This is a genomic window from Acinetobacter sp. AS23 (assembly GCF_023612055.1).
In the GTDB taxonomy this organism is placed as follows: Bacteria; Pseudomonadota; Gammaproteobacteria; order Pseudomonadales; family Moraxellaceae; genus Acinetobacter; species Acinetobacter oleivorans.
Map to the genome: position 1 here is coordinate 3,828,311 of NZ_CP082274.1, position 26,183 is coordinate 3,854,493.

Consider the following 26,183-nt stretch of genomic DNA (forward strand, 5'->3'; position numbering starts at 1 on the left):
TTTTCTCATCCATATCTTACGTTATTAACACTACCCTAATCTTCTGGTTACACACTAAAGTAAGGTTTTTCCAAAATTTTATATAGCGAGTTACCAAAGCTCACCCTCTCTCCAATCGGCACAAATAGTATCGTCTTCTAAATTATGAGTTAGTCGCTCTTTCAGCATAGCGCTCAATGGAAATAGCATAATTTGATAATCAGCTGTTAAATAAATTGAAGCATCTTGCTTGATGTATAAATCCCCCCCCCACGAAATCCAATCTAATTTTTTATAGAATGTCTCATCTTCAGGCTGTAATGCAGCGAGTCCATAACCTAAAGTAGTTAAAACATCGGTTAAATATTTTAATAATTTAGATGCGAGTCCTTTTCCACGCATTTTGAAATCAGTAGTCACATATTCTATGTAAGCAGTTTTTACAGTAATACCATCTTTTAAGGTGAAAATTCGATCTGTCCATAAAGCATGTGACACAATATTACCATCCAGTATGCCTATTATATGCACAGCGGTTTGCATGAAGGTATATTGACTCCAAGGATCTTCATCAAAGGCAGCAAAACACAGCTCAGCGATTTGTTGCTGTTGTTGCTTATTTAGGTCATGAGCTGCGATGATTTTAAACTGCATAGGCAGAAACTCTATTTTAATTATTTAAATCATAAGCAAATATCAAAATAATATGAATTTTTTAGTTAAAACTCTTCAATTCATTTAATTTCCCATAAGTAAACACCCCGGTTTCTTTCGAGACCGGGGTGTTAGAATAATGAGCTGGCGATGACTTACTCTCACATGGGAAACCCCACACTACCATCAGCGCTAAGAGGTTTCACTTCTGAGTTCGGGAAGGGATCAGGTGGTTCACTCTTGCTATGGTCGCCAGCACAACTGGTATGGATACTTGCATTGGTCTTAATGTGCCGATGCGTTTTCCAAATCTTTACAGATGGGCTGATTGAATCTTACTTTATTTGTTCATTTTAGCTAAGCGTATAACTAAATCAAGTTGCTTTGCATATTAATGAATCGATTGATGCTTTATATACAACTGCTTGGGTGTTGTATAGTCAAGCCTCACGAGCAATTAGTATTGGTCAGCTTCACATATCACTATGCTTCCACATCCAACCTATCAACGTCCTAGTCTCGAACGGCTCTTTAGAGGACATAAAGTCCTAGGGAAATCTTATCTTGAGGTAGGCTTCCCGCTTAGATGCTTTCAGCGGTTATCCCTTCCGAACATAGCTACCCGGCGATGCGACTGGCGTCACAACCGGTACACCAGAGGTTCGTCCACTCTGGTCCTCTCGTACTAGGAGCAGATCCTCTCAAATTTCCAGCGCCCACGGTAGATAGGGACCGAACTGTCTCACGACGTTCTAAACCCAGCTCGCGTACCTCTTTAAATGGCGAACAGCCATACCCTTGGGACCTGCTTCAGCCCCAGGATGAGATGAGCCGACATCGAGGTGCCAAACACCGCCGTCGATATGAACTCTTGGGCGGTATCAGCCTGTTATCCCCAGAGTACCTTTTATCCGTTGAGCGATGGCCCTTCCATACAGAACCACCGGATCACTAAGACCTACTTTCGTACCTGCTCGACTTGTGGGTCTCGCAGTTAAGCGCGCTTTTGCCTTTATACTCTACGCGTGATTTCCGACCACGCTGAGCGCACCTTCGTACTCCTCCGTTACTCTTTAGGAGGAGACCGCCCCAGTCAAACTACCCACCAGACATGGTCCTCGCCCCGGATTACGGGGCAGAGTTAGAACCTCAACATTACCAGGGTGGTATTTCAAGGACGGCTCCATTGGAACTAGCGTTCCAACTTCAAAGCCTCCCACCTATCCTACACAAGTAAGGTCAAAGTTCAATGTCAAGCTGCAGTAAAGGTTCACGGGGTCTTTCCGTCTAGCCGCGGGTACACTGCATCTTCACAGCGATTTCGATTTCACTGAGCCTCTGCTGGAGACAGCGCCGCCATCATTATGCCATTCGTGCAGGTCGGAACTTACCCGACAAGGAATTTCGCTACCTTAGGACCGTTATAGTTACGGCCGCCGTTTACTGGGGCTTCGATCAAGAGCTTCGCTTACGCTAACCCCATCAATTAACCTTCCAGCACCGGGCAGGCATCACACCCTATACGTCCACTTTCGTGTTTGCAGAGTGCTATGTTTTTAATAAACAGTTGCAGCGGCCTGGTTTCTGTGGCTGCCAATAGCTCAGACCGCAAGGGTCATCACCGTCAGCAGCGTACCTTCTCCCGAAGTTACGGTACCATTTTGCCTAGTTCCTTCAGCAGAGTTCTCTCAAGCGCCTTGGTCTACTCGACCTGACCACCTGTGTCGGTTTCGGGTACGATTCCTGTGTAACTGAAGCTTAGAGACTTTTCCTGGAAGCATGGTATCAGCCACTTCGCTGTACAAGTACAGCTTGCTATCAGATCTCAGCATAGAGCACCCCGGATTTGCCTAAGATGCATGCCTACTTCCTTCCACCTGGACAACCAACGCCAGGCTGACTTAACCTTCTCCGTCCTCTCATCGCATTACACAGAAGTATTGGAATATTAACCAATTTCCCATCGACTACGCCTTTCGGCCTCGCCTTAGGGGTCGACTCACCCAGCCCCGATTAACGTTGGACTGGAACCCTTGGTCTTTCGGCGAACGGGTTTTTCACCCGTTTTGTCGTTACTCACGTCAGCATTCGCACTTCTGATACCTCCAGCATACTTCTCAATACACCTTCATCGGCTTACAGAACGCTCCCCTACCACTTGACTAAAAGTCAAATCCGCAGCTTCGGCACATAGTTTTAGCCCCGTTACATCTTCCGCGCAGGCCGACTCGACTAGTGAGCTATTACGCTTTCTTTAAAGGGTGGCTGCTTCTAAGCCAACCTCCTAGCTGTCTATGCCTTCCCACATCGTTTCCCACTTAACTATGATTTTGGGGCCTTAGCTGGCGGTCTGGATTGTTTTCCTCTTGACTACGGACGTTAGCACCCGCAGTCTGTCTCCCGGATAGTACTCATAGGTATTCGGAGTTTGCATCGGTTTGGTAAGTCGGGATGACCCCCTAGCCGAAACAGTGCTCTACCCCCTATGGTATTCGTCCGAGGCGCTACCTAAATAGCTTTCGGGGAGAACCAGCTATCACCAGGCTTGATTAGCCTTTCACCCCTATCCACAAGTCATCCCCTGGCTTTTCAACGACAGTGGGTTCGGTCCTCCAGTTAGTGTTACCCAACCTTCAACCTGCTCATGGATAGATCGCCTGGTTTCGGGTCTATACCCAGCAACTAAACGCCCTATTAAGACTCGATTTCTCTACGGCTCCCCTATACGGTTAACCTCGCTACTGAATATAAGTCGCTGACCCATTATACAAAAGGTACGCAGTCACCGAACAAGTCGGCTCCCACTGCTTGTATGCATGCGGTTTCAGGATCTATTTCACTCCCCTCACAGGGGTTCTTTTCGCCTTTCCCTCACGGTACTGGTTCACTATCGGTCAGTCAGGAGTATTTAGCCTTGGAGGATGGTCCCCCCATATTCAGACAAGGTTTCACGTGCCTCGCCCTACTCGTCATCATTATGTGTGCCCTTTCGTGTACGGGAATATCACCCTCTACGTTCGCACTTCCCAGAGCGTTCCACTAAAACACACATAACTTAATGGGCTGATCCCCGTTCGCTCGCCGCTACTAAGGGAATCTCAATTGATTTCTTTTCCTAAGGGTACTGAGATGTTTCACTTCCCCTCGTTCGCCTTGCAACACTATGTATTCATGTTGCAATACCTACCTTAAAGTAGGTGGGTTCCCCCATTCAGAAATCTCCGGATCAAAGGATATTTGCCGCCTCCCCGGAGCTTATCGCAGGCTATTACGTCTTTCATCGCCTCTGACTGCCAAGGCATCCACCACATGCACTTAATTACTTGACTATACAACCCCAAACAGTCGTCAACACTTACAAGTGAGTGTTGTCCGTGCGATTCTTCATCGCTACTATCTGTTGTCCGTGTACTTAAACACTGTACAGCTTCAATCTAAATTCATATACCAAAACGCTTGATTCAGTTAATTTGCTAGTTCTCAATTCATCTAGATTAATTGCTTAATCTAAACTCTTGAGTGAACAATTTATTTCAGACTCAATTTTGCCAATCTGTTAATGAATAAACACGCCTTCGTCAGGTCATGCTTAATACCGTGATACTTAAATCACAGAAGTTAATAAACCAAGATCTAAATCTCTATTTACTAATTTCTGTAATCCGAACTTCTCTTAAGTTCTGGTGGAGACTAGGAGAGTCGAACTCCTGACCTCCTGCGTGCAAAGCAGGCGCTCTACCAACTAAGCTAAGTCCCCAGCTTACATCATCAGTCATGTATCTTTTATCTATAACTTCAACCAGTCAAAGTCATGGTGGGTCTGACAAGACTTGAACTTGTGACCCCACGCTTATCAAGCGTGTGCTCTAACCAACTGAGCTACAGACCCTCAGATACATCTATGAAGAACAACTTGTTGTGGATTCTTACCAATCGTCAATCTTTCGTTAAGGAGGTGATCCAGCCGCAGGTTCCCCTACGGCTACCTTGTTACGACTTCACCCCAGTCATCGGCCACACCGTGGTAACCGCCCTCTTTGCAGTTAGGCTAGCTACTTCTGGTGCAACAAACTCCCATGGTGTGACGGGCGGTGTGTACAAGGCCCGGGAACGTATTCACCGCGGCATTCTGATCCGCGATTACTAGCGATTCCGACTTCATGGAGTCGAGTTGCAGACTCCAATCCGGACTACGATCGGCTTTTTGAGATTAGCATCCTATCGCTAGGTAGCAACCCTTTGTACCGACCATTGTAGCACGTGTGTAGCCCTGGCCGTAAGGGCCATGATGACTTGACGTCGTCCCCGCCTTCCTCCAGTTTGTCACTGGCAGTATCCTTAAAGTTCCCGACATTACTCGCTGGCAAATAAGGAAAAGGGTTGCGCTCGTTGCGGGACTTAACCCAACATCTCACGACACGAGCTGACGACAGCCATGCAGCACCTGTATGTAAGTTCCCGAAGGCACCAATCCATCTCTGGAAAGTTCTTACTATGTCAAGGCCAGGTAAGGTTCTTCGCGTTGCATCGAATTAAACCACATGCTCCACCGCTTGTGCGGGCCCCCGTCAATTCATTTGAGTTTTAGTCTTGCGACCGTACTCCCCAGGCGGTCTACTTATCGCGTTAGCTGCGCCACTAAAGCCTCAAAGGCCCCAACGGCTAGTAGACATCGTTTACGGCATGGACTACCAGGGTATCTAATCCTGTTTGCTCCCCATGCTTTCGCACCTCAGCGTCAGTGTTAGGCCAGATGGCTGCCTTCGCCATCGGTATTCCTCCAGATCTCTACGCATTTCACCGCTACACCTGGAATTCTACCATCCTCTCCCACACTCTAGCTAACCAGTATCGAATGCAATTCCCAAGTTAAGCTCGGGGATTTCACATTTGACTTAATTAGCCGCCTACGCGCGCTTTACGCCCAGTAAATCCGATTAACGCTTGCACCCTCTGTATTACCGCGGCTGCTGGCACAGAGTTAGCCGGTGCTTATTCTGCGAGTAACGTCCACTATCCCTAGGTATTAACTAGAGTAGCCTCCTCCTCGCTTAAAGTGCTTTACAACCATAAGGCCTTCTTCACACACGCGGCATGGCTGGATCAGGCTTCCGCCCATTGTCCAATATTCCCCACTGCTGCCTCCCGTAGGAGTCTGGGCCGTGTCTCAGTCCCAGTGTGGCGGATCATCCTCTCAGACCCGCTACAGATCGTCGCCTTGGTAGGCCTTTACCCCACCAACTAGCTAATCCGACTTAGGCTCATCTATTAGCGCAAGGTCCGAAGATCCCCTGCTTTCTCCCGTAGGACGTATGCGGTATTAGCATTCCTTTCGAAATGTTGTCCCCCACTAATAGGCAGATTCCTAAGCATTACTCACCCGTCCGCCGCTAAGTGATAGTGCAAGCACCATCACCCCGCTCGACTTGCATGTGTTAAGCCTGCCGCCAGCGTTCAATCTGAGCCATGATCAAACTCTTCAGTTAAAAATCATTTTGCACCTTATTAAAGACAAGGTGCCAATTCTGGCTCATCAATTTTCTGACTTAAATTTCGCTCAAATAAACTTCGAGTAATTTAAACCAATCAATCAATGATAATATTTCGATCAATCAATCAGTAAAAATCCACACAAGTTGTTCTTCAATTCTCTTAATGATCTTCTTCCTGGTTCGTCACCAGCAAGCTAGGTCGGCTATATTACTCTTAATCTCTTAAAAGTCAACAGGTAATTTCGATATTTTTAAAACTTAATCTCAAAACCAACTTCTCATCAAATTCATCACTTAAAGTAACCAATCTAATTCCAAGTAACTGTTTTTCAACAAGTTCTTATCTGCATCACCGCCGATGGATGTGCATTATAGAGGATTAATATCCCTTTGCAAGCGAAAATTAGAAACTCATGACTTGAGCGTTCACTTTTAAATCAACAAACAATTTAACCTATTGTTTTATATAAGTAATTATTTTAATTATTTATTTTTGACCTAAATAAGCCAAGATCATGCTCGACAATTCGCGCTTAAGTTGTTGTTCTGATATAAGAAAATTATTCTGACTCACATATCGCATCATCGTAAAAAGCGTACTATTAATAATTACAAAGGATTTATGCTTCACCTGTTCGAAGTCCCACTGATGAGGATTTCTACTAAATGTATATAGCCCGACTTCAAAAAAATGCTTTTCTAAAATCTGAGCAGCTTGCGAATGGCTATAGTCATGCCAATGTTTCAGCACTTCTATAAAAAATCCATGATCGGCTTTTAATGCATTAAACCCTAGCTCTATCGCCAAGGGGATGAGCAGGTCTAAAGGAATATTTCCTTGCTGCATAACTAGCTCTTTAAGTTGATGTCCTAATAGTTCACTTTTACGGCGTAATAGTTCTTCAACGATTTGATCTTTATTCTCAAAGTATTGGTAAATCGAACCTACACTTACTCCAGATTTCTCTGCAATTTTAGGAGTTGTAGTATGTAGTAAGCCATATTGGGCAATACAGTGCTGTGTCGCCTCTAAAATATGGTCAACAATAATTTTTGAACGCTGTTGCTGTGGAGCTTTTCTCATCAGTTAGTTATTCGTTAAATGCGAATTGAATGCGAATAATTATTCATATTAGCCTATTTATTATTCAGTTCAATAAGTAAGTAACGATATGCAAACGATTAGCCCAACTCGACTTGCTTCTTTTAATGACATGCAAGACAGTAATTTCTTTACTCAGTTTTTAAATATCTGTTGCGAAAAACCAGCTCAACCAAACTATACGGAATATGTGTCTTTACAACGTGCTCTTTGTGAAGGGGACGTTGAAATGGATAAGGTGATTGATTGGGTTATGCAAAACCCCAAAGATCACCGAATGATTTTTGAGAAGATATTATTTCAAGGCCGCGATGACCTATCTGAGCCGCTACCTACTGAGTTAGAAAATTTCTTTAATTACATGGAACAAAAGCCCGAATGGTTAGACCAGCGCCAAATTGATGAGGCTGTTAAATTTACTCATCGTTTAGGAGTAAATAATGGTTTTATCCTTAGAGATTTATCTTTAATGGCAGGATACTTATATCCGGGATTTAATCAGCCTCTAATTTTAACGGGCGCATTAAAGAAACAGGCGGGTACTCGCTTAGCAGAGACTACAAAATGGTGGGTTGATATTACTGAACCTCAGGGGCTTTCTCATTTAAACTCAGGTTTCACGTCAACGATTTATGTTCGCTTTATTCATGCACTTGTTCGCCGACAATTAAAAAAGTCTGATCGTTGGGATAGTGAAATTTGGGGAATCCCTCTTAATCAATTTGATTTAGCAATGACTAATTTAGCTTTTAGCAGTGTGGTTTTACTTGGTATTAGAGCTTTAGGTGTATGGCCAACGAAACAAGAAGCTAAGAGTTTTTTACATTTTTGGCGTTATGTTGGCTGGTTAATGGGTATTGATGAAAAATGGCTTATTCAATCTGAATCCGAAGGTTGGCGGTTACTTTATTGGATGCAGTTTGCTCACCCTCGCTCTGATCACAGCAGTGTTGAACTAGGTTCAAGCTTATCTAAAGAGCCTTTTGAGAGAAAATATCTGCATTTACGCTCTTTGCAGCAGAAGCTTGCTTACCGCCAACATTTAGAACTTACCCAATTTTTTATTGGTAAGAAAAGAATGAAACTACTTGGATTGCCTCAGCAGTCTGCTTCATGGTTTGCTTATTATTTGATTGTGCGCAATTCACTACTTTATAGTGGTGCGAAGCTTTCACCAAAAGTTGAAAAATTTTTATCCAAATCAGGGCGCAATATACAAAAGCTTGGCTTAACGCTTTATCAGAATCAAGGTAAGGCAAAAACCTTAGCAAGTATGCATTAATAATTTTTAAAACCTAAAAATAACAAAAGGAAGCCTGTTAACCAGACTTCCTTTTTCAAATATCAAGACACTTATTGAGCTGATGAACTATGCATTTCAGCGTGATTCATTTGCTCAGGTGTTTCCACCATTTGCTTATTTTTTTGACTTGGCATGTAGTCAGGCTCATTGTTGATCGCCAAGTAAAAAATAATCATAAACAATAGACTCAAGATACAAGCCACAATAAGTGACTTCCATCCCCACCACGATTGTTCAGGCGATAATTTATTTGTCATTTCATTTCTCTCATTCAATTAATATTTTCAGTTCATTTCATTCGCTATAGCTTATTAAAACTTCATGCTCATACGAACCCAGTAATTTCTTCCGATATTGTTGAATTGCTCTTCACTCGCAAATCCAAAACCTGCACTACCCGCTTTGTTTAAGTGTTCGGTATAGGTTTTATCTAATACGTTATCGACACCAACAGAGACATCAATATCTTTACGAAGGTTGTAACTTCCGTTTAAAGAAAGAGTTGAAAAACCTTTACTTGGTTTGAGGTCATACCCCACGATGTTACCTTGATGTAGACTCACACGGTTTTGCTCAGCAACAGCTCGCCACAACAGACCTAAATTATATTTGTCAGCCACATAGCGGATATTTAAACGACCTTCTAAAGGTGAAATTTGAGGTAGCGGTTTGTCATCTGTTGTGTTTTTACCCCATGCATACATCGCACTCAAATCTGCCTGAATATGATCGGTAAATTGATATCCAATACCAGCTTCCGCGCCTGCGATGGTTGCATCGACATTTTTAGCGCCCGCAGTAATATCATGACTCATGTCATGCCCATCCATTCCCATACTTGGATGATGGTGGTAACTCATTAAAATGTAGTCATCTACTAAGCCTGCATAAGCAGAAGCCCATGTATTTAAAGCACCATGTTGCTGCTGGAAGCCCATATCCAACTGTAATGTTTTTTCAGGATTTACACCGTTAAATGTATTGGTTGAGCCAGCATTACCGTGTTTAGGCGAGAAAAGCTCCCAATAATCAGGCATACGCTCTACATAACCTAAACCGATATAGCTTTTTAGGTCATGCTCAGGATGTTGGTTTTCCCAGCGTACAAATGCACTTGGTAAAGTCTTTTCAAGTTTGGTGTTAAAGCCTTGTGCTTGAGAGTCGGCTCGTTCATCTTCAACTGTGACTCGATCTAAACGCACACCTGTGACCAGTTTGTTGAGATCGTTCCATTGATAACCAAGCTCACCAAAAGCACCGTATGATTGAAAACGCATATCTTGACGATATGGAACATTCATAGAAGGCATATTTGGCGATGACATGCTACCGCCATGTTTATTGAATTGAGAATCTACACCTGTAATCAAACTCCACTTATTCCATTCAGAAGTCATGGCTAAGCGCGAGTTTAGTGTACGGCGCGTTACCTGCATTGCCATCGCGTTCGGCATCAGCATGGTCATACCACCATGATTCATTTCAACTAATGGCGGAGTACGTAAGCTAAAATTATCCATAATATGGTCGTTATAGCTGTAGTTCACCTGCCCTTCAATTTTCTTAATGACATCAGTGATATTTTTCTTTTCGAACCGCAGACCTAAGCTTTCACGCGCAAACTGAGAACCATCCATTGAACGCCCAGCATAAAGCGATTCACCATCAGATTTCCCACCCGTGAGTTCAATCCATGTGTCTTCATCTGGGGTGAAACCAAGTGCTACATCAGCATTCCACTTTTTCCATGCTGAAGGCACGGTATTGCCATCACCATCTTGATAACTATTAGACTCTGAACGGTTGGCATTTAAACGAATATATTTCTTTTCATCACCAATTGCTGCTTCAACATTATGATCAATACGCCCATAGGAACCTAATAAGACACTCGCTTGTCCACGATAAGGTTTTTCAGAGGTAAGTTTCTCAGGCTGACGTTCAAAAAGCACTGTTGCAGCAGAACCTGTATTGGCATATTGAACAGTTTGCGGACCTTTAATGACAGAAATACGATCATAACTTTCTGGTGAAATATAAGAAGTTGGAGCATCCATACGGTTTGGACATGCACCAAGGTTTTCTGTTCCATCTGTCAAAATTTTGATGCGTGAACCAAACATGCCTCGGAAGGTCACATCACCATTTGTTCCACCGCTTTGTATTGAGTTAAAACCCATAATACTTTGTAGATAGTCTGCCCCATCTGTAGCAGGTACTGGCTGAATTGGCTGCTTTGGATCTGCATGTACAATCAGACCATTTGCATCGTTACCTTGTTGTGCTGTAACAACAATAGGTGCTAATGAGTGAAGTGTTTTGGTATCAACATCATTTCTTTCTGAATCAGCAAAAACTAGGCCTGAATGAGAGACAGCAAGCATCGCAACCCATAGAGGTTGTAATAAGAATTTAGAATGTGGCATTTTTATACGCTCTAAAACATAAATAAAGTGATATTGAAGTCAGTTAAGACCCCAACAAAAAATTGCTTTTATTTATGCAAATAGAGGCGGTGCGCGCCCTTGCGGGAGTAGGAAAAGTCGCTGTAGCGCAAAGTAAACATGTCGAAATGCTTGTTGATAGGCAATTAAGCGGACTTGTATGCGGACTAAAACTTCTTTTACACCAAACTCAGGTGGTAAAACCAGATTGGCATAGACGGTACAATATTGACACTGGTGATTTGCATCATGATGATCATGTTGCCCAGAAGCTTGTGCCTGTTCAATATGATGTTCATGATGTGAATGCATGGTATGTGACATGGTTTCCATCTGTGCTTTGGGTTTAAGCAAAGCACGAGTAATAGTTTCACAGACCGGAGCAATTTGATATTGCTTCGGTAATAGCGGCTGTAGAAATACCGCAACCTGTAAAAATACTGCTGCACATGCAAGCAGTAACCCACTACGAAAAACCAAAAATCACATCCACACTATATTAATGTTTCAAGAATAGAAATTTTTAACGTTTTACTGCAACTTTTTCACGCTCACGTTGACGAACAACTTTTTCGACTTTTTCTCGAGCACGCTGACGTTTAAGTGGCGACAAATAATCCACAAATAATTTGCCATTTAAGTGATCCATTTCATGTTGGATACAAACAGCGAGAAGTCCATCAGCTTCTATCTCAAATGCTTGACCTTCAAGGTTAATTGCCTCAATTTTCACACGTGACGGGCGCTCAACTTTGTCGTATATTTGTGGCACCGATAAGCAGCCTTCTTCGTACTGCTGCTTATCTTCTGTCAGTGGAGTGATTTTGGGGTTAATAAAAACCAAGGGTTCATCTTTAGCTTCAGATAAATCTATAACGATTAACTGAATATGACGATCTACTTGTGAAGCTGCTAAACCAATACCAGGTGCGGCATACATGGTTTCAAGCATATCTGCTGCAAGTTGACGAATTTCATCAGTAACTTCTTCAACAGGCTTAGCAATGGTACGAAGACGGGGATCAGGAAAACTTAAAATAGGTAATAAGGCCATACTGACGTCCTCACTTATGCCATTGATTGAAAAACCAAATGAAGGAAATACTTCATCGAAAAATTGTGTGTTAGCCGCCTATTATAACGCATCTGCACGCATAATTTTTAGGAATTATCATAATGAAAAAGGTTTTTAACGGCATGGTTGAATTTCATGCTTTGGGGATAAAAAAGCATTTACTTGCTTTCGCACTTTTTACAGGGGTTGCAATGGGTACAGTAGCAGAGGTTCAGGCTGCTAGTCCAAACCATAATCCACCCTCTCTAAAAAGTAATGCACCACATGTCTACGTTGTAAAACGCGGAGATACGCTGTGGGATATTTCCGGTCATTTCCTAAGTAAACCTTGGCGCTGGCCAGAAATCTGGGCAAATAATCAACATGTCAAAAATCCACACTGGATTTATCCTGGTGACCGATTGTTGTTATGCAGTTTGGCGGGTCGACCATTGATCGGTAAAGATGAGGGAGATGGTTGCGTTGGCATTATTCGTCGCTACACAGGCCAAATGACAAATTTGCAACCTCAAGTTCGTGTGGAGTCACTTAACGACAATGTGCCAGTTATTCCACTTGAACATATCAAACAGTGGTTAGAACACAGCACAATTTTGCCAGCCGATGCAATTGAACACACTCCTTATGTAGTAGGAACTGCTGATCAACGCGTGCTTGCCGCAAGAGGCCAAACCATTTATGCGCGTGGACAAGGTTTAGTTAATGGTCAACGTTATGCAGTCTACCGTGAAGGTGAACCTTATTATTTCACAGACAGTAAAGGTAAAAAGCATAGTCTAGGTATTGAACTGCAACAAGTTGCCTCAGGGATTGCGATCTCTTCTGAAAAAGACATAACAACACTTGAGTTAACGGATAGCTACGATTCCGAAGTACGCCGTGGTGATCGGGTTATGCCGGAAGAAGAAGCAACATTACCTACTTTATTTTATCCGGTAAACGCCACTCAAGTTACAGATGCTGGCAAGATCATTCGTGTAATGGGTTCAATTGGCAGCGCTGCAAAAAATAGTGTGGTGACTTTGGACCGAGGCACAGCACAAGGGATTCAAGTAGGACAAGTTTTTGATATTACTCAAAAAGGTGAAACCATTCGAGACCCTAAAACCAAAGAACCAATACAGTTGCCTGGCCAACAGATTGGTAGTCTGATGGTTTTCAGAACCTTTGATCAGCTTAGCTATGCCTACGTATTAGAAAGTGACCTACCTATTAAAGTTGGTTCAAGTATTCAGCCACCTCGTTTTGATGATTAACGCTGGATATACCCTTTACAATGCTTACTCAACTTTCTTCACACCATTACCACACGCTTAAAGTGTGGTATTTGGTGCAACACTCCTTAGTTAGCTTCAAAAAAATTGTCAATTATTTTGGTAGCTGTGAAAAGGCAATCCAACCTGCTGGGTTATCTCAATGGCGCAATCTCGGGTTACATGCTAATCATTTAAAACGCGTAGATGAATTTCAAACTGCTCAGGGTCAAGCTCAGTTTGAAAAACTAATTGAGCAGATCCAGCAATATACCGACTTTATTTTAACGTCAGAAGACCTTGGCTATCCTACGCAATTACTACCTTATACAGACCATCCACCCATCATATTTGGAAAAGGCCAAGCGCAAGCTTTGTTACAACCACAAATTGCGATTGTAGGTAGTCGAAAACCAAGCCGGCATGGTCGTCAGGTTGCTTATGATTTTGCCTATTACTTAAGTGAAAAAGGATTTTATGTAAGTAGTGGTTTGGCATATGGGATTGACGAAGCTGCACACCAAGGAGCTTCAGCACATCAACGTACGATTGCTGTGACAGGGACCGGTTTAGACAGTACCTACCCTGCTCAAAATAAAAAACTTGCAGAACAGATCTTGGCTCAAAACGGCGCCATCATTACTGAGTTTTTGCCGGGTACGCCACCATTACAGCAACATTTTCCTCGTAGGAACCGAATTGTCAGTGGTCTGAGTTTAGGTGTGTTAGTGGTAGAAGCTACTTTAAAAAGTGGTTCTCTCATTACTGCGAACAAAGCTGCTGAGCAAGGTAAAACCGTATTTGCCATTCCTGGTCATATTTACAGTGAGTTTCATCAGGGTTGCCATCAACTTATTCGTGAAGGAGCCATTTTAGTTGATCATCCTGAGCAGATTATTGAAGATCTTGCTTTACCTACTCAATGGCAAAGTCAGCAACAAAACTCAACTGAAGAGGTCGTGGTTTCTTGTGCCCCAGAAATTCCTGAACATTTGATTAACCTTTATCAGTCTTTAGACTGGGTCGGACAAAATATTGATCAGCTTGTCATACACCACTCTCAACCTGTGGCAGAACTCACCTCTTCACTCATGGAACTAGAACTACTTGGTTTATGTATGCAACAATCAGGGCTGTATTTACGTTGTCGCTCTTAGTGCTGGAGCACAATAGCAATTCTGTTTGATTGAAAGGAAGAGTATTACCATGATTACCACCTCAGTTACCGAAGCAGCCGAATGTTTACAACAAGGTCAAGTTTTGGCATATCCAACTGAGGCAGTTTGGGGGTTAGGTTGCGACCCTTTTAACGAACAAGCTTTTCAAAAGATTCTTGAGTTAAAGCAAAGGCCTATTGAAAAAGGAGTGATTTTATTAGCAGGTCATATTAGCCAAGTTGAGCACCTACTAACTTCGCTACCTCAACCAACCCAACAAGAAATTATTGATTGTTGGACGAATCATCAACCTTCAGAAAGAGCCACAACTTGGCTATTACCTGCTGGCGAACATATTCCTTCATGGATTAAAGGTGAACATCCACTTGTTGCTGTTCGAGTCACCACACATCCTTTGTGTGTGGCATTATGCAATGCTTTTCATGGTTTTATTGTCTCGACGAGTGCTAACCAAAGTGGGCAAGAACCTGCTCATTCACTACAAGATGCCTGCCAATACTTTGGTTCACAATTAAACTATCTCAATGGCGACTTAGGCCAAAGTCAGCAACCAAGTAGAATTATTAATGCTCTCACTGGAGAGATTATTCGCGCCTAATTTCAGACAAAAAAAAGCTCAGTTATATAGGGATAACTGAGCATAAAAAAGGATGGGTATATACCGCATCCAGAGGGTTTGGATATCTCTGCAACGAAAGATAATTTGCAAAAAAAGCACGTCTTTCGTAGTGGTCGCTATTATGTAGTAAGAGATCAAATGAGAGAAATATATTATTTCTCTAAAAAAAGCATGAAAAGTGTAGGGAATTTACGAATTTTCGCTTATAAATTAAAATTATATTAATATTTTTACTCGGCTTTTTTAATATTTATATTTCAATCTATTCTTATAAACTATTTATAAATCATATAGAAAAACTTTAACTAAGAAAAAAAATGGCATATTTTCATTAGTTTTTTTAAAAATATGCCATAGTTTTTTTAACGACTTTAGTTTTGCTCTTGCATTAAGCTGCTCTTTTTAGGACTGACTTTTTTCTGAGCCATAATGATACCAATTAAGATAACAATCCCACCTATTGTGTGATAGATGGTCCATTGCTCAGACAACCAAATGCTTGCAATAACTGCTGTAAAAACAGGAACCAAGTTCATAAAAATACTTGTTCTATTAGGGCCGAGTTGTTGAACAGCTAACATCCAAACTAATGGTGCAATAAGTGAGGCGAATACACCTGCATAAATAGCACTTGGCGCGTTTTGTGCATTTAAAGCATCTAGTCCAAACCAAAAAATTAAAGGCAGATGAAATATTACAGAGAATCCAATCTGAACATATAAGCTTGTCATGATTGGAAGTGGAAGCTGCCATTTTTTAAGGAAAACCCCATAAAATGCATAGAAGAATACGGCAATAATCATCAATGCATCACCAAGATGCCCGCCTCCACTTAATAAGTGGCTAATATTCCCTTGGGACATGACATATAGCAAACCTGCGAAAGATAAAATACTGCCAAAAACTGCAAATCGATTAGGCACATCTTTTAAAATCGCAAGCGAAACAAAGATCGTAAAGATAGGAATAAATGCATTCACAATTCCCATATTGGTTGCACTGGTATAATGGGCAGCCGTATAAGCAAGTCCTTGATAAAGCACCATCCCAAATGCACTTAACACAGCCAGCTTAGGTAAATATGGTATTAATAATCGTCTTTGTCTCCAAACAGGTAAGAGCATAAACGGCGTTAAAATAATAAAAGCGATTAACCACCGATAAAAACTAATGCTGACAGGAGAAATATAATCTGAGACATAGCGGGTGACTACAATATTTAAAGACCAAATCAGTACTGCCAAAATGGGGAAAATAAATGCCCATTTGTGATATTTCATGACCTGACTCATAGTAATACACCATCTACAAAAGAGATTTTATTTTGGAGAATGTCTAAATAAATTGAAATATCGCATTTCCGACATTGATATTGAACTTAGGACATTACTAATTTTTTTAAAATAATGCCCAAGCTTTCATGGCATGCTCTACCACTTTGTGTAGTTGCTCGGTACTCGCGCCATCTCTCGCTTGAATCGTCAGCCCTTGAATAACTGTGGCATAGAAATCTGTCATTTCTTGAAGAGGTGCATCAGCAACTAAATCACCCTGTTCTACCCCCTGTTCAAGACGTTTTAATAACTTTTCTTTGGTCTTTATTCTCTTATCTAATAAATTTTGCTGTACGTCTTGCGTTGCATCAGAACAATTCATAGCTGCAACCACCAACATACAACCAGCTGGCTTATTAGGTTGAACCAATCTTTTTACATTGTCATAAAGATATAATTCAAAAGCAATTTTTGCTGTTTTTGCTTCTAAAAAAATTGTTTCTATAGGACATGCTTCATGAGCTAAGTAGTAATCAATACTCTTATAAAACAAGCCTGCCTTATCACCAAAAGTACTGTATAAACTCGGTGCTGTAATTTCTAAAGCCTGCGTTAAGTCACTAATAGACGTTGCTTCATAGCCATGTTCCCAAAAAAGTAACATTGCTTTCTCTAACACTTGCTGCTCATCAAAGCATTTAGGGCGTCCACGCTTCTTTTTCAGCGTGTCTTCGTTAACAGCAAGATCTGTTTCATGCCTATTTGTCATAAAGATCACATCTATTTTTATAACAATCGTTATTAAATTAATTGACGTCCGTTTTTTTATCAACTATTTTATTTTCATAATGATCGTTAGTTAATTATAAAATTGCATTTCTTCACTCCAGATTAAGCCAAGTAAGGATTTATTATGGACCAATCTTCTATTTCTAAAGCGCGACCCACGACCTCCCCTCAAGGGAGCTGGTTTGCCATTTTGGCCGTTGCTATTGCAGCATTTGCATTAGTAACAAGTGAATTTTTACCAGTCGGTGTTTTAAATAGCGTTGCAGCTGATTTAAATATTTCTGTAGGTACAGCTGGTCTTATTATTACTGTACCCGGCATTATGGCAGCAATTGCCGCCCCTCTATTACCTGTATCTGTGAAACAACTTGATCGGCGTTATGTGCTTATCTTGCTGACAGCTATTATGGTTATTGCTAATACCATTACTGCGTTTGCAGAAAACTTCCATATTTTATTACTCAGTCGCTTAATTTTAGGTATTTCGATTGGGGGCTTCTGGGCGACAGCAATTGCTTTAAGTGGGAAATTAGCTCCCTCGCATCTTCCTATTGCTAAAGCAACAGCTGTAGTGATGGCTGGTGTAACTTTTGCGACAGTTTTAGGTGTTCCGATTGGAACATGGTTAAGTGAATTTTATGGTTGGCGCAGCGCTTTTGGAATTACAGCAGGAATTGGGTTAATTGTTTTAATCTTACAATTAATCTTTTTACCTAAACTTGTTCCAGACTCCGCAATTCACATAAGAGATTTGCCAGCACTATTACGCACCCCTAAAGCACGTAGCGGGATGTTGATTGTTTTACTGATTGGACTTGCTCATTTTTGTGCCTATAGCTATTTAGCACCTTTCTTCAAAAATATTGCAGGATTCAACGGCACAACAATTAGTTCATTACTATTACTCTATGGAATTGCAGGTATTTTCGGAAATGCATTCGCCGGATATAGCGGCAATTTAAATGTCCGATATACACTTGCCTTTGTTAGTGCTTGTTTTGCAATTGTATTTTTTGGATTCCCACTTTTTGCCATTCATGAATTTGGTGCTATTGTCTTAACAGCTTTATGGGGCTTCGCATTTGGCGCTTTCCCTACCTCAGCAAATATCTGGATGTTTGTACATGCACCAAATGCAGTTGAAAAGGGTATGCCACTTTTTGTAGGTATGTTTCAAGTGATGATTGCGACAGGTTCATTATTAGGTGGATATGTAGTTGATCATTTCAATGAAAATACTTTAATTTATGGCGTATTAAGTTTTGTTGCCCTAGCATTACTAAGTACATTTACCTTAGCAAAAGGTTTAAATAATCCTAAAGCTACTTGTGAAAATTAAAATATAAGTCAGAGCACCTAAATGAAAAATGAGGACCAACAATTTTCTTTATTGAACAGTATAGAAGTTCATGAATTTCTATACCAAAAAGAAGATATTGTTCGTCCTCATGCATCCCTCTGGGGAGATTTTAATTTCAGTTTGAATGGCATTTTGGAAATGCAAGTAGAGGAACAAATCTACTTATCTCCTCCAAGCTATGGGCTTTGGATTCCTCCTCAAACAGTTCATCAATCTACTCACATCGACCATGAAATTCACTATATCTGTATTCGATTACACCCTAGCCTCTGTTCTATTTTAGGTGACGTCTGTAAATGCTTTAGTATTCAGCCTTTCTTTCGAACCTTAGTTTTACAAATTCTCGAACAGCAAAAACAAACTGGAAAACCTGAATATTTAGAACATCTTTTACAAGTTTTATTCGATCAACTTAAACAAGCTCCTGCATATTCACATTATTTACCGCAAACGCGACATCCTGTTTTATTGCCTATACTAGAAAAACTCTCAGACCCATTACTTTTTGATCACTCTTTACAACAGTTGCTACAAAATTTCTCGGTCAGTGATCGTCACTTATTACGTTTAAGTCAACAAGAGCTTCAGCTTTCGTTGTCGGAATGGCGTAATCGAGCCAAAATTGTTTATGCCATTCATCAGATCCGCCAAGGGACATCCATTAAGCGTTTAGCATACGATTTAGGTTACCAACATAGCTCAAGTTTTATCGAGTTTTTTAAACGCTATACAGGGCAAACGCCTATACAAATTAGAAATAACTAAAATTAAGTTTAACTTTTAAAAACTTTTTCTTTTTTGAACACGAATATTATTGCACTGCCCATCAATAGCAGTTAAAACAAATGCGTTACTTGATATCAATTACAATCTTTAGGAAAGACTCATGACACAATCTGTATATCACATTCCAGTAAAAGCCATTTCAGGTGAAACGGTTGACCTCGAACAATATAAAGGTAAAGTTTTACTTATTGTAAATACTGCTTCTAAATGTGGTTTAACTCCACAATACGAAGGCTTAGAAAAGCTTTATCAAGCCAAGAAAGATCAAGGTCTTGAAATTTTAGGTTTCCCTGCAAACAACTTTAAGGAACAAGAACCAGGTTCTGATGAAGAAATTCAGCAATTCTGTTCATTAAATTACGATGTTCACTTCCCTTTATTTTCTAAAGTATCTGTTGCAGGTGAAGATAAGCATCCACTGTATGCAACTTTGACATCAGCTCAACCAGAACGTACTGGTGAAGGACCTTTCCGTGAGCGCTTAGAAGGCTTAGGTATTCCAACTAATCCAGCTCCAGAAGTTTTATGGAACTTCGAAAAATTCTTAATTAATAAAAATGGCGAAGTAGTGGCTCGTTTTGCTCCAAACCTAACTGCTGATGATGAACAAATTGTTAAAGCAGTTGAAGCAGAGTTAGCAAAATAACGTTTTTAAAAACGTGAAAAAGAGCGTTTTATATGCTCTTTTTTATTATCTGCTCAAAGTGTTGTTTGTTTGCAAAAATACAATCTTTCTCCATATTTTATGCCTATAGTACCTATTTGCTTTATTTGATGTTGTTTGTAGTTATGAAAAAAGTTTTACAGGGTGCATTTCTTCCTTTTGTAATTTTTGCCTCAGGCATGCTTTTACTCGGGTGTGATCAAGCACGAGATCATGCTACTGAACAAGAAAATACTGAAATAAGTGAACAGGCATCGGATCAAGCTATTCAACGACAAGAATCAGATATTGCTCCTAGCAAAACTGAACTCAAAAGCGGCAATATTTTTTATATGGTCCGAGATGCTGCTAATTTACAGCTTAAAGCTGGAGATTATGTTGAACAACTTAAAGACACTCAACTTAACGTTGAACAAGCCATCCAAGATAAGAATCAAAGTGAATTAAAAGCAACTGTTTCAACTTTAAAACAGCAATTACAAGGTTTAAATCAAGCTCTTCTCACCTTAGATATCAAAAGTCAGGAAATTGAGAATATTCGCCAAAGTTTACTACATGCCAATCAACAAGCTCTTAGTATGCCGTTATTAAATGGGAAATTAGATCAAATCAATTTTGACCAAATTGAAAAACAGCTAAATACTATTCAAATGGATATGGTGAAGCTTGCTGCCATGATTATGGCTGGAGATGAAAAATCAGATTCAAAAACTGAATCTTAAAAATTAACTTATAAAAAAAGCCACCTTACGGTGGCTTTTTCAATCTCGAACCGCGTCTTATTGAGCGCGGTTTTTGATTTTACGGATTGTTTCAAGCTGGCCTGAGATCTCTGATAGAGATGCCAAAGCAGCAGCTGAGTCCAAATCACTCTTTTGGTTCGCAAGCAATTGTTCAGCATTTTTACGTGCTTCTAAAATTGCAGCTTCATCCAAATTGTCTGCACGGATTGCAGTATCTGCAAGAACCGTTACAACATGAGGTTGAACTTCTAAAACACCGCCAGATACATAGACGATTTCTTCTGTACCATTTTCCAACTGAACACGAATCGGGCCCGGTTGAAGCAAGGTTACGAGTGGAGCGTGTCCTGGTAAAATACCAAGCTCACCACCAGCACCTTTCGCGATTAACATCGTCACTGCGCCAGAGTAAATAGACTCTTTAACACTTACGACATCACATTGCATAGTCGCCATGAGATGATCTCCTTAAATTAGAGTTTCTCAGCTTTAGCAATCACTTCGTCAATACCACCAACCATATAGAACGCTTGTTCTGGGATGTGATCGTATTCACCAGCTAATAGACCTTTAAAGCCACGAATCGTTTCTTTAAGTGGTACTAATTTACCAGGAGCACCAGTAAACACTTCAGCTACGTGGAATGGTTGAGAGAAGAAACGTTGGATTTTACGCGCACGGTAAACAACCAATTTATCTTCTTCGGCTAACTCATCCATACCCAAGATTGCGATAATGTCTTTAAGCTCTTTATAACGTTGCAATACGTTCTGTACAGAACGAGCAATTTCATAATGCTCTTGACCAACAACTAATGGGTCTAACTGACGTGAAGTTGAGTCAAGTGGATCGATCGCTGGATAGATACCAGAAGATGCGATGTCACGGCTCAATACTACTGTTGCATCTAAGTGAGCAAATGTAGTTGCAGGCGATGGATCTGTTAAGTCATCGGCAGGTACATATACTGCTTGGATCGATGTGATCGAACCAGATTTAGTAGATGTAATACGCTCTTGAAGAACACCCATTTCTTCTGCAAGTGTAGGTTGGTAACCTACCGCAGATGGCATACGACCTAACAATGCTGATACTTCAGTACCTGCAAGTGTATAACGGTAGATGTTGTCGACGAATAATAATACGTCACGACCTTTACCATTTTCGTCTTTTTGATCACGGAAATATTCAGCCATAGTCAAACCAGTTAACGCTACGCGTAAACGGTTACCTGGTGGCTCATTCATCTGACCGTAGACCATTGCTACTTTGTCAAGAACGTTAGAATCTTTCATTTCGTGATAGAAGTCGTTACCTTCACGAGTACGCTCACCAACACCAGCAAACACAGATAAACCTGAGTGAGCTTTCGCGATGTTGTTGATCAACTCCATCATGTTAACGGTTTTACCAACACCCGCACCACCGAATAAACCAACTTTACCACCTTTTGCAAACGGGCAAAGTAAGTCAATTACTTTAATACCAGTTTCTAAAAGATCAGTAGAAGCTGCTTGTTCAGCATAAGAAGGTGCTTCACGGTGAATCGGCAAACGCTCTTCAGTCGCAACAGGACCTGCTTCATCAATCGGGCGACCCAAAACGTCCATGATACGACCAAGCGTAGCTGGACCTACTGGAACAGAAATCGGTGCATTTGTGCTGGTTACGTTAAGGCCACGTTTAAGACCTTCTGTAGAACCCATTGCGATGGTACGAACAACACCATCGCCAAGCTGTTGCTGAACTTCTAATGTAGTTTCAGTACCGTCAACTTGGAGAGCGTCATAGATCTTAGGAACGCTATTGCGCTCAAACTCGACGTCGATAACCGCGCCGATGATCTGAATGATACGACCGCTACTCATTGCTGTCTCCTCAATTCAAACTTAATAATGTTAAACGGCAGCGGCACCGCCAACGATCTCGGAAATTTCCTGAGTAATCGCGGCTTGACGCAGCTTGTTGTAAATGAGTTGTAGGTCTTTAATCAGTTGTCCTGCGTTGTCTGTCGCTGCTTTCATCGCGACCATACGAGCTGACTGCTCACATGCAACGTTTTCAATCACACCTTGATAAACCATAGACTCGATATAGCGAACCAACAAACCATTTAACAATTCTTCTGCTTCTGGTTCGTAGATATAGTCCCAACCATAAGTACGGTTGAGATCATCGCCTTCTTCTGCTGGTGCTAAAGGAACAAGTTGTTCTACTTTAGGCTGCTGAGTCATTGCATTAACGAAGCCATTTGATACGAGGTAGATACGATCTAATTCGCCTTTATCAAATGCATCAAGCATAACTTGGACTGAGCCAGTTAACTGTTCCAAACTCGGCGCATCGCCAAGTTGGGTAGTTGCACCAAGCACTTTACCGCCGTAATTCTTAAAAAACGAAACCGCTTTTTGACCAATTAAAGCAAATTCAACTTCAATTGACTGCTGTTGTTGTGCTTTGACATGCTGCACAACTTTCTTGAACAAGTTAATGTTCAAGCCACCTGCCAAACCACGATCTGAAGACACTACGATATAGCCAACACGCTTAACTGGGCGGTCAACCATATAACGGTGTTTGTATTCAGGGTTTGCTTGGACCAAGTGAGCAATTACACGGCGCATATTATCGGCATACGGACGGCCCTGAGCCATGCGCTCTTGCGCACGACGCATTTTAGAAGCAGCTACCATTTGCATCGCGCGAGTAATCTTTTGCGTGCTCTTGATACTAGCTACTTTGGCGCGAATTTCTTTTAAATTTGCCATACGCTTAACCTAGTATTCGAAAGCTCTTTCGAGCTTCCGAAGGTTGATCCGTGAACCAAACTTAACTAAAACTGAACTTAGTAAGTTTGAGTCGCTTTAAAGCTTTCAATACCTGCTTTGATTGCTGCTTCGATGTCTTTGTTGTAATCACCAGTTTCATCGATTTGTTTCATCAACGGAGCATATTCTGCGCGGAAGTAAGAAATTAACGCAGCATCAAAGTCTACGATTTTCTTAACTTCTACGTCAGCCATATAGCCTTCGTTAGATGCATAAACAGAAACAGCTTGGTCAGCAATTGAGTAAGGAGCATATTGCTTTTGCTTCATTAACTCAGTTACACGTTGACCATGTTCAAGTTGCTTACGAGTTGCTTCATCAAGGTCAGAAGCGAACTGAGCAAACGCAGCCAATTCACGGTATTGTGCTAAAGCAGTACGGATACCACCAGACAATTTTTTGATGATCTTAGTTTGAGCAGAACCACCAACACGAGATACAGAGATACCCGCGTTCACAGCAGGACGAATACCTGCGTTGAATAATGATGTTTCTAAGAAGATCTGACCGTCAGTAATCGAAATTACGTTCGTTGGTACGAATGCAGATACGTCACCTGCTTGAGTTTCAATAATTGGCAATGCAGTTAAAGAACCAGTTTTACCAGTTACTGCGCCATTAGTGAATTTCTCAACGTAGTCAGCAGATACACGAGAAGCACGTTCAAGAAGACGTGAGTGAAGATAGAATACGTCACCCGGATACGCTTCACGACCTGGTGGACGACGTAAAAGTAATGAAATTTGACGGTAAGCAACTGCTTGCTTAGACAAATCATCATAAATAATAAGAGCGTCTTCACCGCGGTCACGGAAGTATTCACCCATTGTACAGCCAGAGTACGGAGCTAAGTACTGCATTGCAGCAGGATCAGCAGCCGCAGCAGCGACAACAGTTGTATACGCCATAGCGCCAGTTTCTTCTAGCTTACGTACAACGTTTGCAATTGTTGATTGTTTTTGACCAATCGCAACGTATACGCATTTAATGCCAGAATTTTTCTGAGCGATAATCGCATCGATCGCCATCGCTGTTTTACCAGTTTGACGGTCACCAATAATCAACTCACGCTGACCACGACCCACAGGAATCATGGTATCAACTGATTTGTAACCAGTTTGAACAGGTTCGTCTACAGATTGACGCCAAATTACACCTGGTGCTACTTTTTCAACAGCATCAGTTAATTTTGCATCAATTGGGCCTTTACCATCAATTGGGTTACCCAAAGCATCGACAACACGGCCAAGAAGTTCCGGACCAACTGGAACTTCAAGTACACGACCTGTACAACGAGCTTTTTGACCTTCTTGAAGGCTTAAGTAGTTACCTAAGACAACGGCACCCACTGAATCCTGTTCTAGGTTCAGTGCCATACCAAATAAGCCGCCGTCAAATTCGATCATTTCACCGTACATTGCATCAGCAAGACCGTGAATGCGCACGATACCGTCGGATACCATAACAATGGTACCTTCGTTTTTAGCGGTCGCGCTGGTGTCCAGATCGCTGATACGCTGTTTAATGAGCGCACTGATCTCGGATGGATTCAGTTGTTGCATTGCGCTATTCCTCAATCTTTTATTAGTTCAGTCTTCATCATTTGCATTATGCAAGAAGACGAGTACGCATTTTTTCAAGCTTGTTAAGCGCAGAATCATCTATCACTTGATCGCCTGCACGAATTACAACACCTGCAATAAGCTCAGGTTTAACTTCAACTGAAACAGTTACAGTACTGTTGAAACGCTTTTCTAAAGCAGATTTCAACAATTGCTCTTGTTCAGCAGTTAATGGGAAAGCCGATTCAATCACGACATCCACATTGTTGTTATTCTGTGATTTAAGCTGTTCATATTCTGCTTCAATTTCAGGTAACAACATTAAACGATCGTTATCTGCAAGAAGTGTCAAAAAGTTAGACACTGCTTGAGATTGACCTTCACCTAAAACTTTAGCAAAAAGCTTCACTTGCTCCACAGGAGTAAGTTCAGGGCGATTTAAATAAGCGGAAAATGCTTCGTCTTGCACCGCAGCACTGAGCACTTGTAACGCATTCGACCAATTGTCTGTTGCACCTTGCTCAGAAGCATAAGCAAATGCTGCTTTGGCATACGGACGTGCCAACGTCAAGAGTTCAGCCATGATTCGCCTCTCTTAAAGTTTAGCAGCCAGCTGAGACAGCATGGCATTATGAGCTTCTGCGTCAACTTGCTGGTTCAGGATTTTTTCTGCGCCAGTTACTGCCAAAGCAGCTACTTGTTGACGTAATTCTTCGCGAGCAGAATTGATATCTTGATCAACAGCTTCTTTAGCCTGTTGACGAATACGCTCACCTTCAGCCGCAGCTTGAGTACGAGCTTCTTCGATCAATTGTGCTGCACGACGGTTCGCTTGTTCGATCAATTGAGCCGCTTGTGCTTTAGCTGCATCAAGCTCTTGCTTTACTTGCGATTGTGCATCGGCAAGATCAGCTTTCGCTTTTTCTGCTGCATTTAAGCCATCAGCAATTTTACGCTGACGCTCACTAATCGCATTGATTAGTGGTGGCCAAACAAACTTCATGCAGAATGCAACAAAGAATGCAAACGCAATCGCTTGACCAATCAATGTGAGGTTGATATTCATTGCAATTCCTCA

21 protein-coding genes, 2 tRNA genes, 3 rRNA genes and 1 pseudogene are annotated in these 26,183 nt (G+C 41.4%); 8 read left to right on the forward strand and 19 right to left on the reverse strand.

Annotation, left to right across the window (positions count from 1 at the left end):
* Positions 1–90 precede the first annotated feature (90 nt).
* The 7 genes and pseudogenes from K6I41_RS18165 to K6I41_RS18195 form a co-directional block, all read right to left on the reverse strand.
* Positions 91–633 (reverse strand): GNAT family N-acetyltransferase, encoded by a 543-nt coding sequence (locus tag K6I41_RS18165; protein WP_250374904.1) that lies wholly within the window; start codon positions 631–633, stop codon positions 91–93.
* 142 nt (positions 634–775) lie between these two features.
* Positions 776–890: ribosomal RNA gene (gene rrf, locus K6I41_RS18170) — 5S ribosomal RNA — on the reverse strand.
* A 179-nt stretch (positions 891–1,069) separates the two neighbouring features.
* Positions 1,070–3,962: ribosomal RNA gene (locus tag K6I41_RS18175) — 23S ribosomal RNA — on the reverse strand.
* Between the two features lie 352 nt (positions 3,963–4,314).
* Positions 4,315–4,390: transfer RNA gene (locus K6I41_RS18180), tRNA-Ala, on the reverse strand.
* A gap of 55 nt (positions 4,391–4,445) precedes the next feature.
* Positions 4,446–4,522 (reverse strand) — tRNA-Ile (locus tag K6I41_RS18185).
* A gap of 59 nt (positions 4,523–4,581) precedes the next feature.
* Positions 4,582–6,119 (reverse strand): 16S ribosomal RNA (locus K6I41_RS18190).
* The 16S, 23S and 5S rRNA genes sit together here with 2 tRNA genes alongside, the layout of an rRNA operon.
* A gap of 519 nt (positions 6,120–6,638) precedes the next feature.
* Positions 6,639–7,209: pseudogene (locus K6I41_RS18195) on the reverse strand (TetR/AcrR family transcriptional regulator).
* Between the two features lie 88 nt (positions 7,210–7,297).
* On the opposite strand from K6I41_RS18195, the gene K6I41_RS18200 reads away from it, so the two are divergent.
* Entirely contained in the window at positions 7,298–8,509 is a 1,212-nt protein-coding gene (locus tag K6I41_RS18200) for an oxygenase MpaB family protein (protein ID WP_250374905.1), read from the forward strand.
* Between the two features lie 71 nt (positions 8,510–8,580).
* Here K6I41_RS18200 and K6I41_RS18205 read toward each other — a convergent pair whose 3' ends face one another.
* The 4 genes from K6I41_RS18205 to def form a co-directional block, all read right to left on the reverse strand.
* Entirely contained in the window at positions 8,581–8,787 is a 207-nt protein-coding gene (locus K6I41_RS18205) for a hypothetical protein (protein ID WP_199988163.1), read from the reverse strand.
* A gap of 54 nt (positions 8,788–8,841) precedes the next feature.
* Positions 8,842–10,956 carry a TonB-dependent copper receptor gene (locus K6I41_RS18210; RefSeq protein WP_250374906.1) on the reverse strand — a complete coding sequence of 705 codons (2,115 nt, stop codon included), beginning with the start codon at positions 10,954–10,956 and terminating at the stop codon, positions 8,842–8,844.
* 72 nt (positions 10,957–11,028) lie between these two features.
* Positions 11,029–11,454, reverse strand: a complete 426-nt coding sequence (locus K6I41_RS18215; RefSeq protein WP_192834811.1) for a DUF2946 family protein — start codon at positions 11,452–11,454, stop codon at positions 11,029–11,031.
* Between the two features lie 43 nt (positions 11,455–11,497).
* On the reverse strand, positions 11,498–12,028 hold the full coding sequence (gene def / locus K6I41_RS18220; protein WP_004795267.1) for a peptide deformylase: 531 nt from the start codon (positions 12,026–12,028) through the stop codon (positions 11,498–11,500).
* Positions 12,029–12,150: 122 nt separating this feature from the next.
* On the opposite strand from def, the gene K6I41_RS18225 reads away from it, so the two are divergent.
* The 3 genes from K6I41_RS18225 to tsaC are packed head-to-tail and all read left to right on the forward strand — an operon-like array spanning position 12,151 to position 15,078.
* A complete protein-coding gene (locus K6I41_RS18225; protein ID WP_250374907.1) occupies positions 12,151–13,305 on the forward strand; it encodes a LysM peptidoglycan-binding domain-containing protein in 1,155 nt (384 codons plus the stop codon).
* A 20-nt stretch (positions 13,306–13,325) separates the two neighbouring features.
* Positions 13,326–14,459 (forward strand): DNA-processing protein DprA, encoded by a 1,134-nt coding sequence (gene dprA / locus K6I41_RS18230; RefSeq protein WP_250374908.1) that lies wholly within the window; start codon positions 13,326–13,328, stop codon positions 14,457–14,459.
* Positions 14,460–14,508: 49 nt separating this feature from the next.
* The gene (gene tsaC / locus K6I41_RS18235; protein ID WP_250374909.1) at positions 14,509–15,078 is read left to right on the forward strand and encodes an L-threonylcarbamoyladenylate synthase type 1 TsaC; all 570 of its coding nucleotides are present in this window, start codon (positions 14,509–14,511) and stop codon (positions 15,076–15,078) included.
* 392 nt (positions 15,079–15,470) lie between these two features.
* Here the strand turns inward: tsaC and K6I41_RS18240 are convergent, their stop codons facing one another.
* Together K6I41_RS18240 and K6I41_RS18245 are read right to left on the reverse strand one after the other, a co-directional pair.
* Complete coding sequence (locus tag K6I41_RS18240) at positions 15,471–16,391, reverse strand: DMT family transporter (RefSeq protein WP_128825334.1); 921 nt, start codon at positions 16,389–16,391, stop codon at positions 15,471–15,473.
* 106 nt (positions 16,392–16,497) lie between these two features.
* Positions 16,498–17,151: a TetR/AcrR family transcriptional regulator gene (locus K6I41_RS18245; protein ID WP_250374910.1), complete on the reverse strand. Its 654-nt coding sequence runs from the start codon at positions 17,149–17,151 to the stop codon at positions 16,498–16,500.
* Between the two features lie 135 nt (positions 17,152–17,286).
* On the opposite strand from K6I41_RS18245, the gene K6I41_RS18250 reads away from it, so the two are divergent.
* From K6I41_RS18250 to K6I41_RS18265, 4 genes are all read left to right on the forward strand, one after another.
* Positions 17,287–18,501: an MFS transporter gene (locus K6I41_RS18250; protein ID WP_250374911.1), complete on the forward strand. Its 1,215-nt coding sequence runs from the start codon at positions 17,287–17,289 to the stop codon at positions 18,499–18,501.
* A 21-nt stretch (positions 18,502–18,522) separates the two neighbouring features.
* Positions 18,523–19,287 carry an AraC family transcriptional regulator gene (locus K6I41_RS18255; protein WP_151767487.1) on the forward strand — a complete coding sequence of 255 codons (765 nt, stop codon included), beginning with the start codon at positions 18,523–18,525 and terminating at the stop codon, positions 19,285–19,287.
* Between the two features lie 121 nt (positions 19,288–19,408).
* Complete coding sequence (locus K6I41_RS18260) at positions 19,409–19,954, forward strand: glutathione peroxidase (RefSeq protein ID WP_004795283.1); 546 nt, start codon at positions 19,409–19,411, stop codon at positions 19,952–19,954.
* Between the two features lie 143 nt (positions 19,955–20,097).
* Complete coding sequence (locus K6I41_RS18265) at positions 20,098–20,694, forward strand: PM1805 family lipoprotein (protein ID WP_250374912.1); 597 nt, start codon at positions 20,098–20,100, stop codon at positions 20,692–20,694.
* Between the two features lie 57 nt (positions 20,695–20,751).
* Here K6I41_RS18265 and K6I41_RS18270 read toward each other — a convergent pair whose 3' ends face one another.
* From K6I41_RS18270 to K6I41_RS18295, 6 genes are all read right to left on the reverse strand, one after another.
* Positions 20,752–21,171 (reverse strand): F0F1 ATP synthase subunit epsilon, encoded by a 420-nt coding sequence (locus K6I41_RS18270; protein ID WP_004795288.1) that lies wholly within the window; start codon positions 21,169–21,171, stop codon positions 20,752–20,754.
* A 17-nt stretch (positions 21,172–21,188) separates the two neighbouring features.
* On the reverse strand, positions 21,189–22,583 hold the full coding sequence (atpD, locus tag K6I41_RS18275; RefSeq protein WP_004795290.1) for a F0F1 ATP synthase subunit beta: 1,395 nt from the start codon (positions 22,581–22,583) through the stop codon (positions 21,189–21,191).
* A gap of 30 nt (positions 22,584–22,613) precedes the next feature.
* Positions 22,614–23,483, reverse strand: coding sequence for a F0F1 ATP synthase subunit gamma (gene atpG / locus K6I41_RS18280; protein ID WP_002114131.1), 870 nt, complete (start codon positions 23,481–23,483; stop codon positions 22,614–22,616).
* 77 nt (positions 23,484–23,560) lie between these two features.
* The gene (gene atpA / locus K6I41_RS18285; protein ID WP_004795293.1) at positions 23,561–25,105 is read right to left on the reverse strand and encodes a F0F1 ATP synthase subunit alpha; all 1,545 of its coding nucleotides are present in this window, start codon (positions 25,103–25,105) and stop codon (positions 23,561–23,563) included.
* A gap of 46 nt (positions 25,106–25,151) precedes the next feature.
* Positions 25,152–25,688, reverse strand: coding sequence for a F0F1 ATP synthase subunit delta (locus tag K6I41_RS18290; protein WP_004795294.1), 537 nt, complete (start codon positions 25,686–25,688; stop codon positions 25,152–25,154).
* Positions 25,689–25,700: 12 nt separating this feature from the next.
* A complete protein-coding gene (locus tag K6I41_RS18295; RefSeq protein WP_004795296.1) occupies positions 25,701–26,171 on the reverse strand; it encodes a F0F1 ATP synthase subunit B in 471 nt (156 codons plus the stop codon).
* Positions 26,172–26,183: the final 12 nt, after the last annotated feature.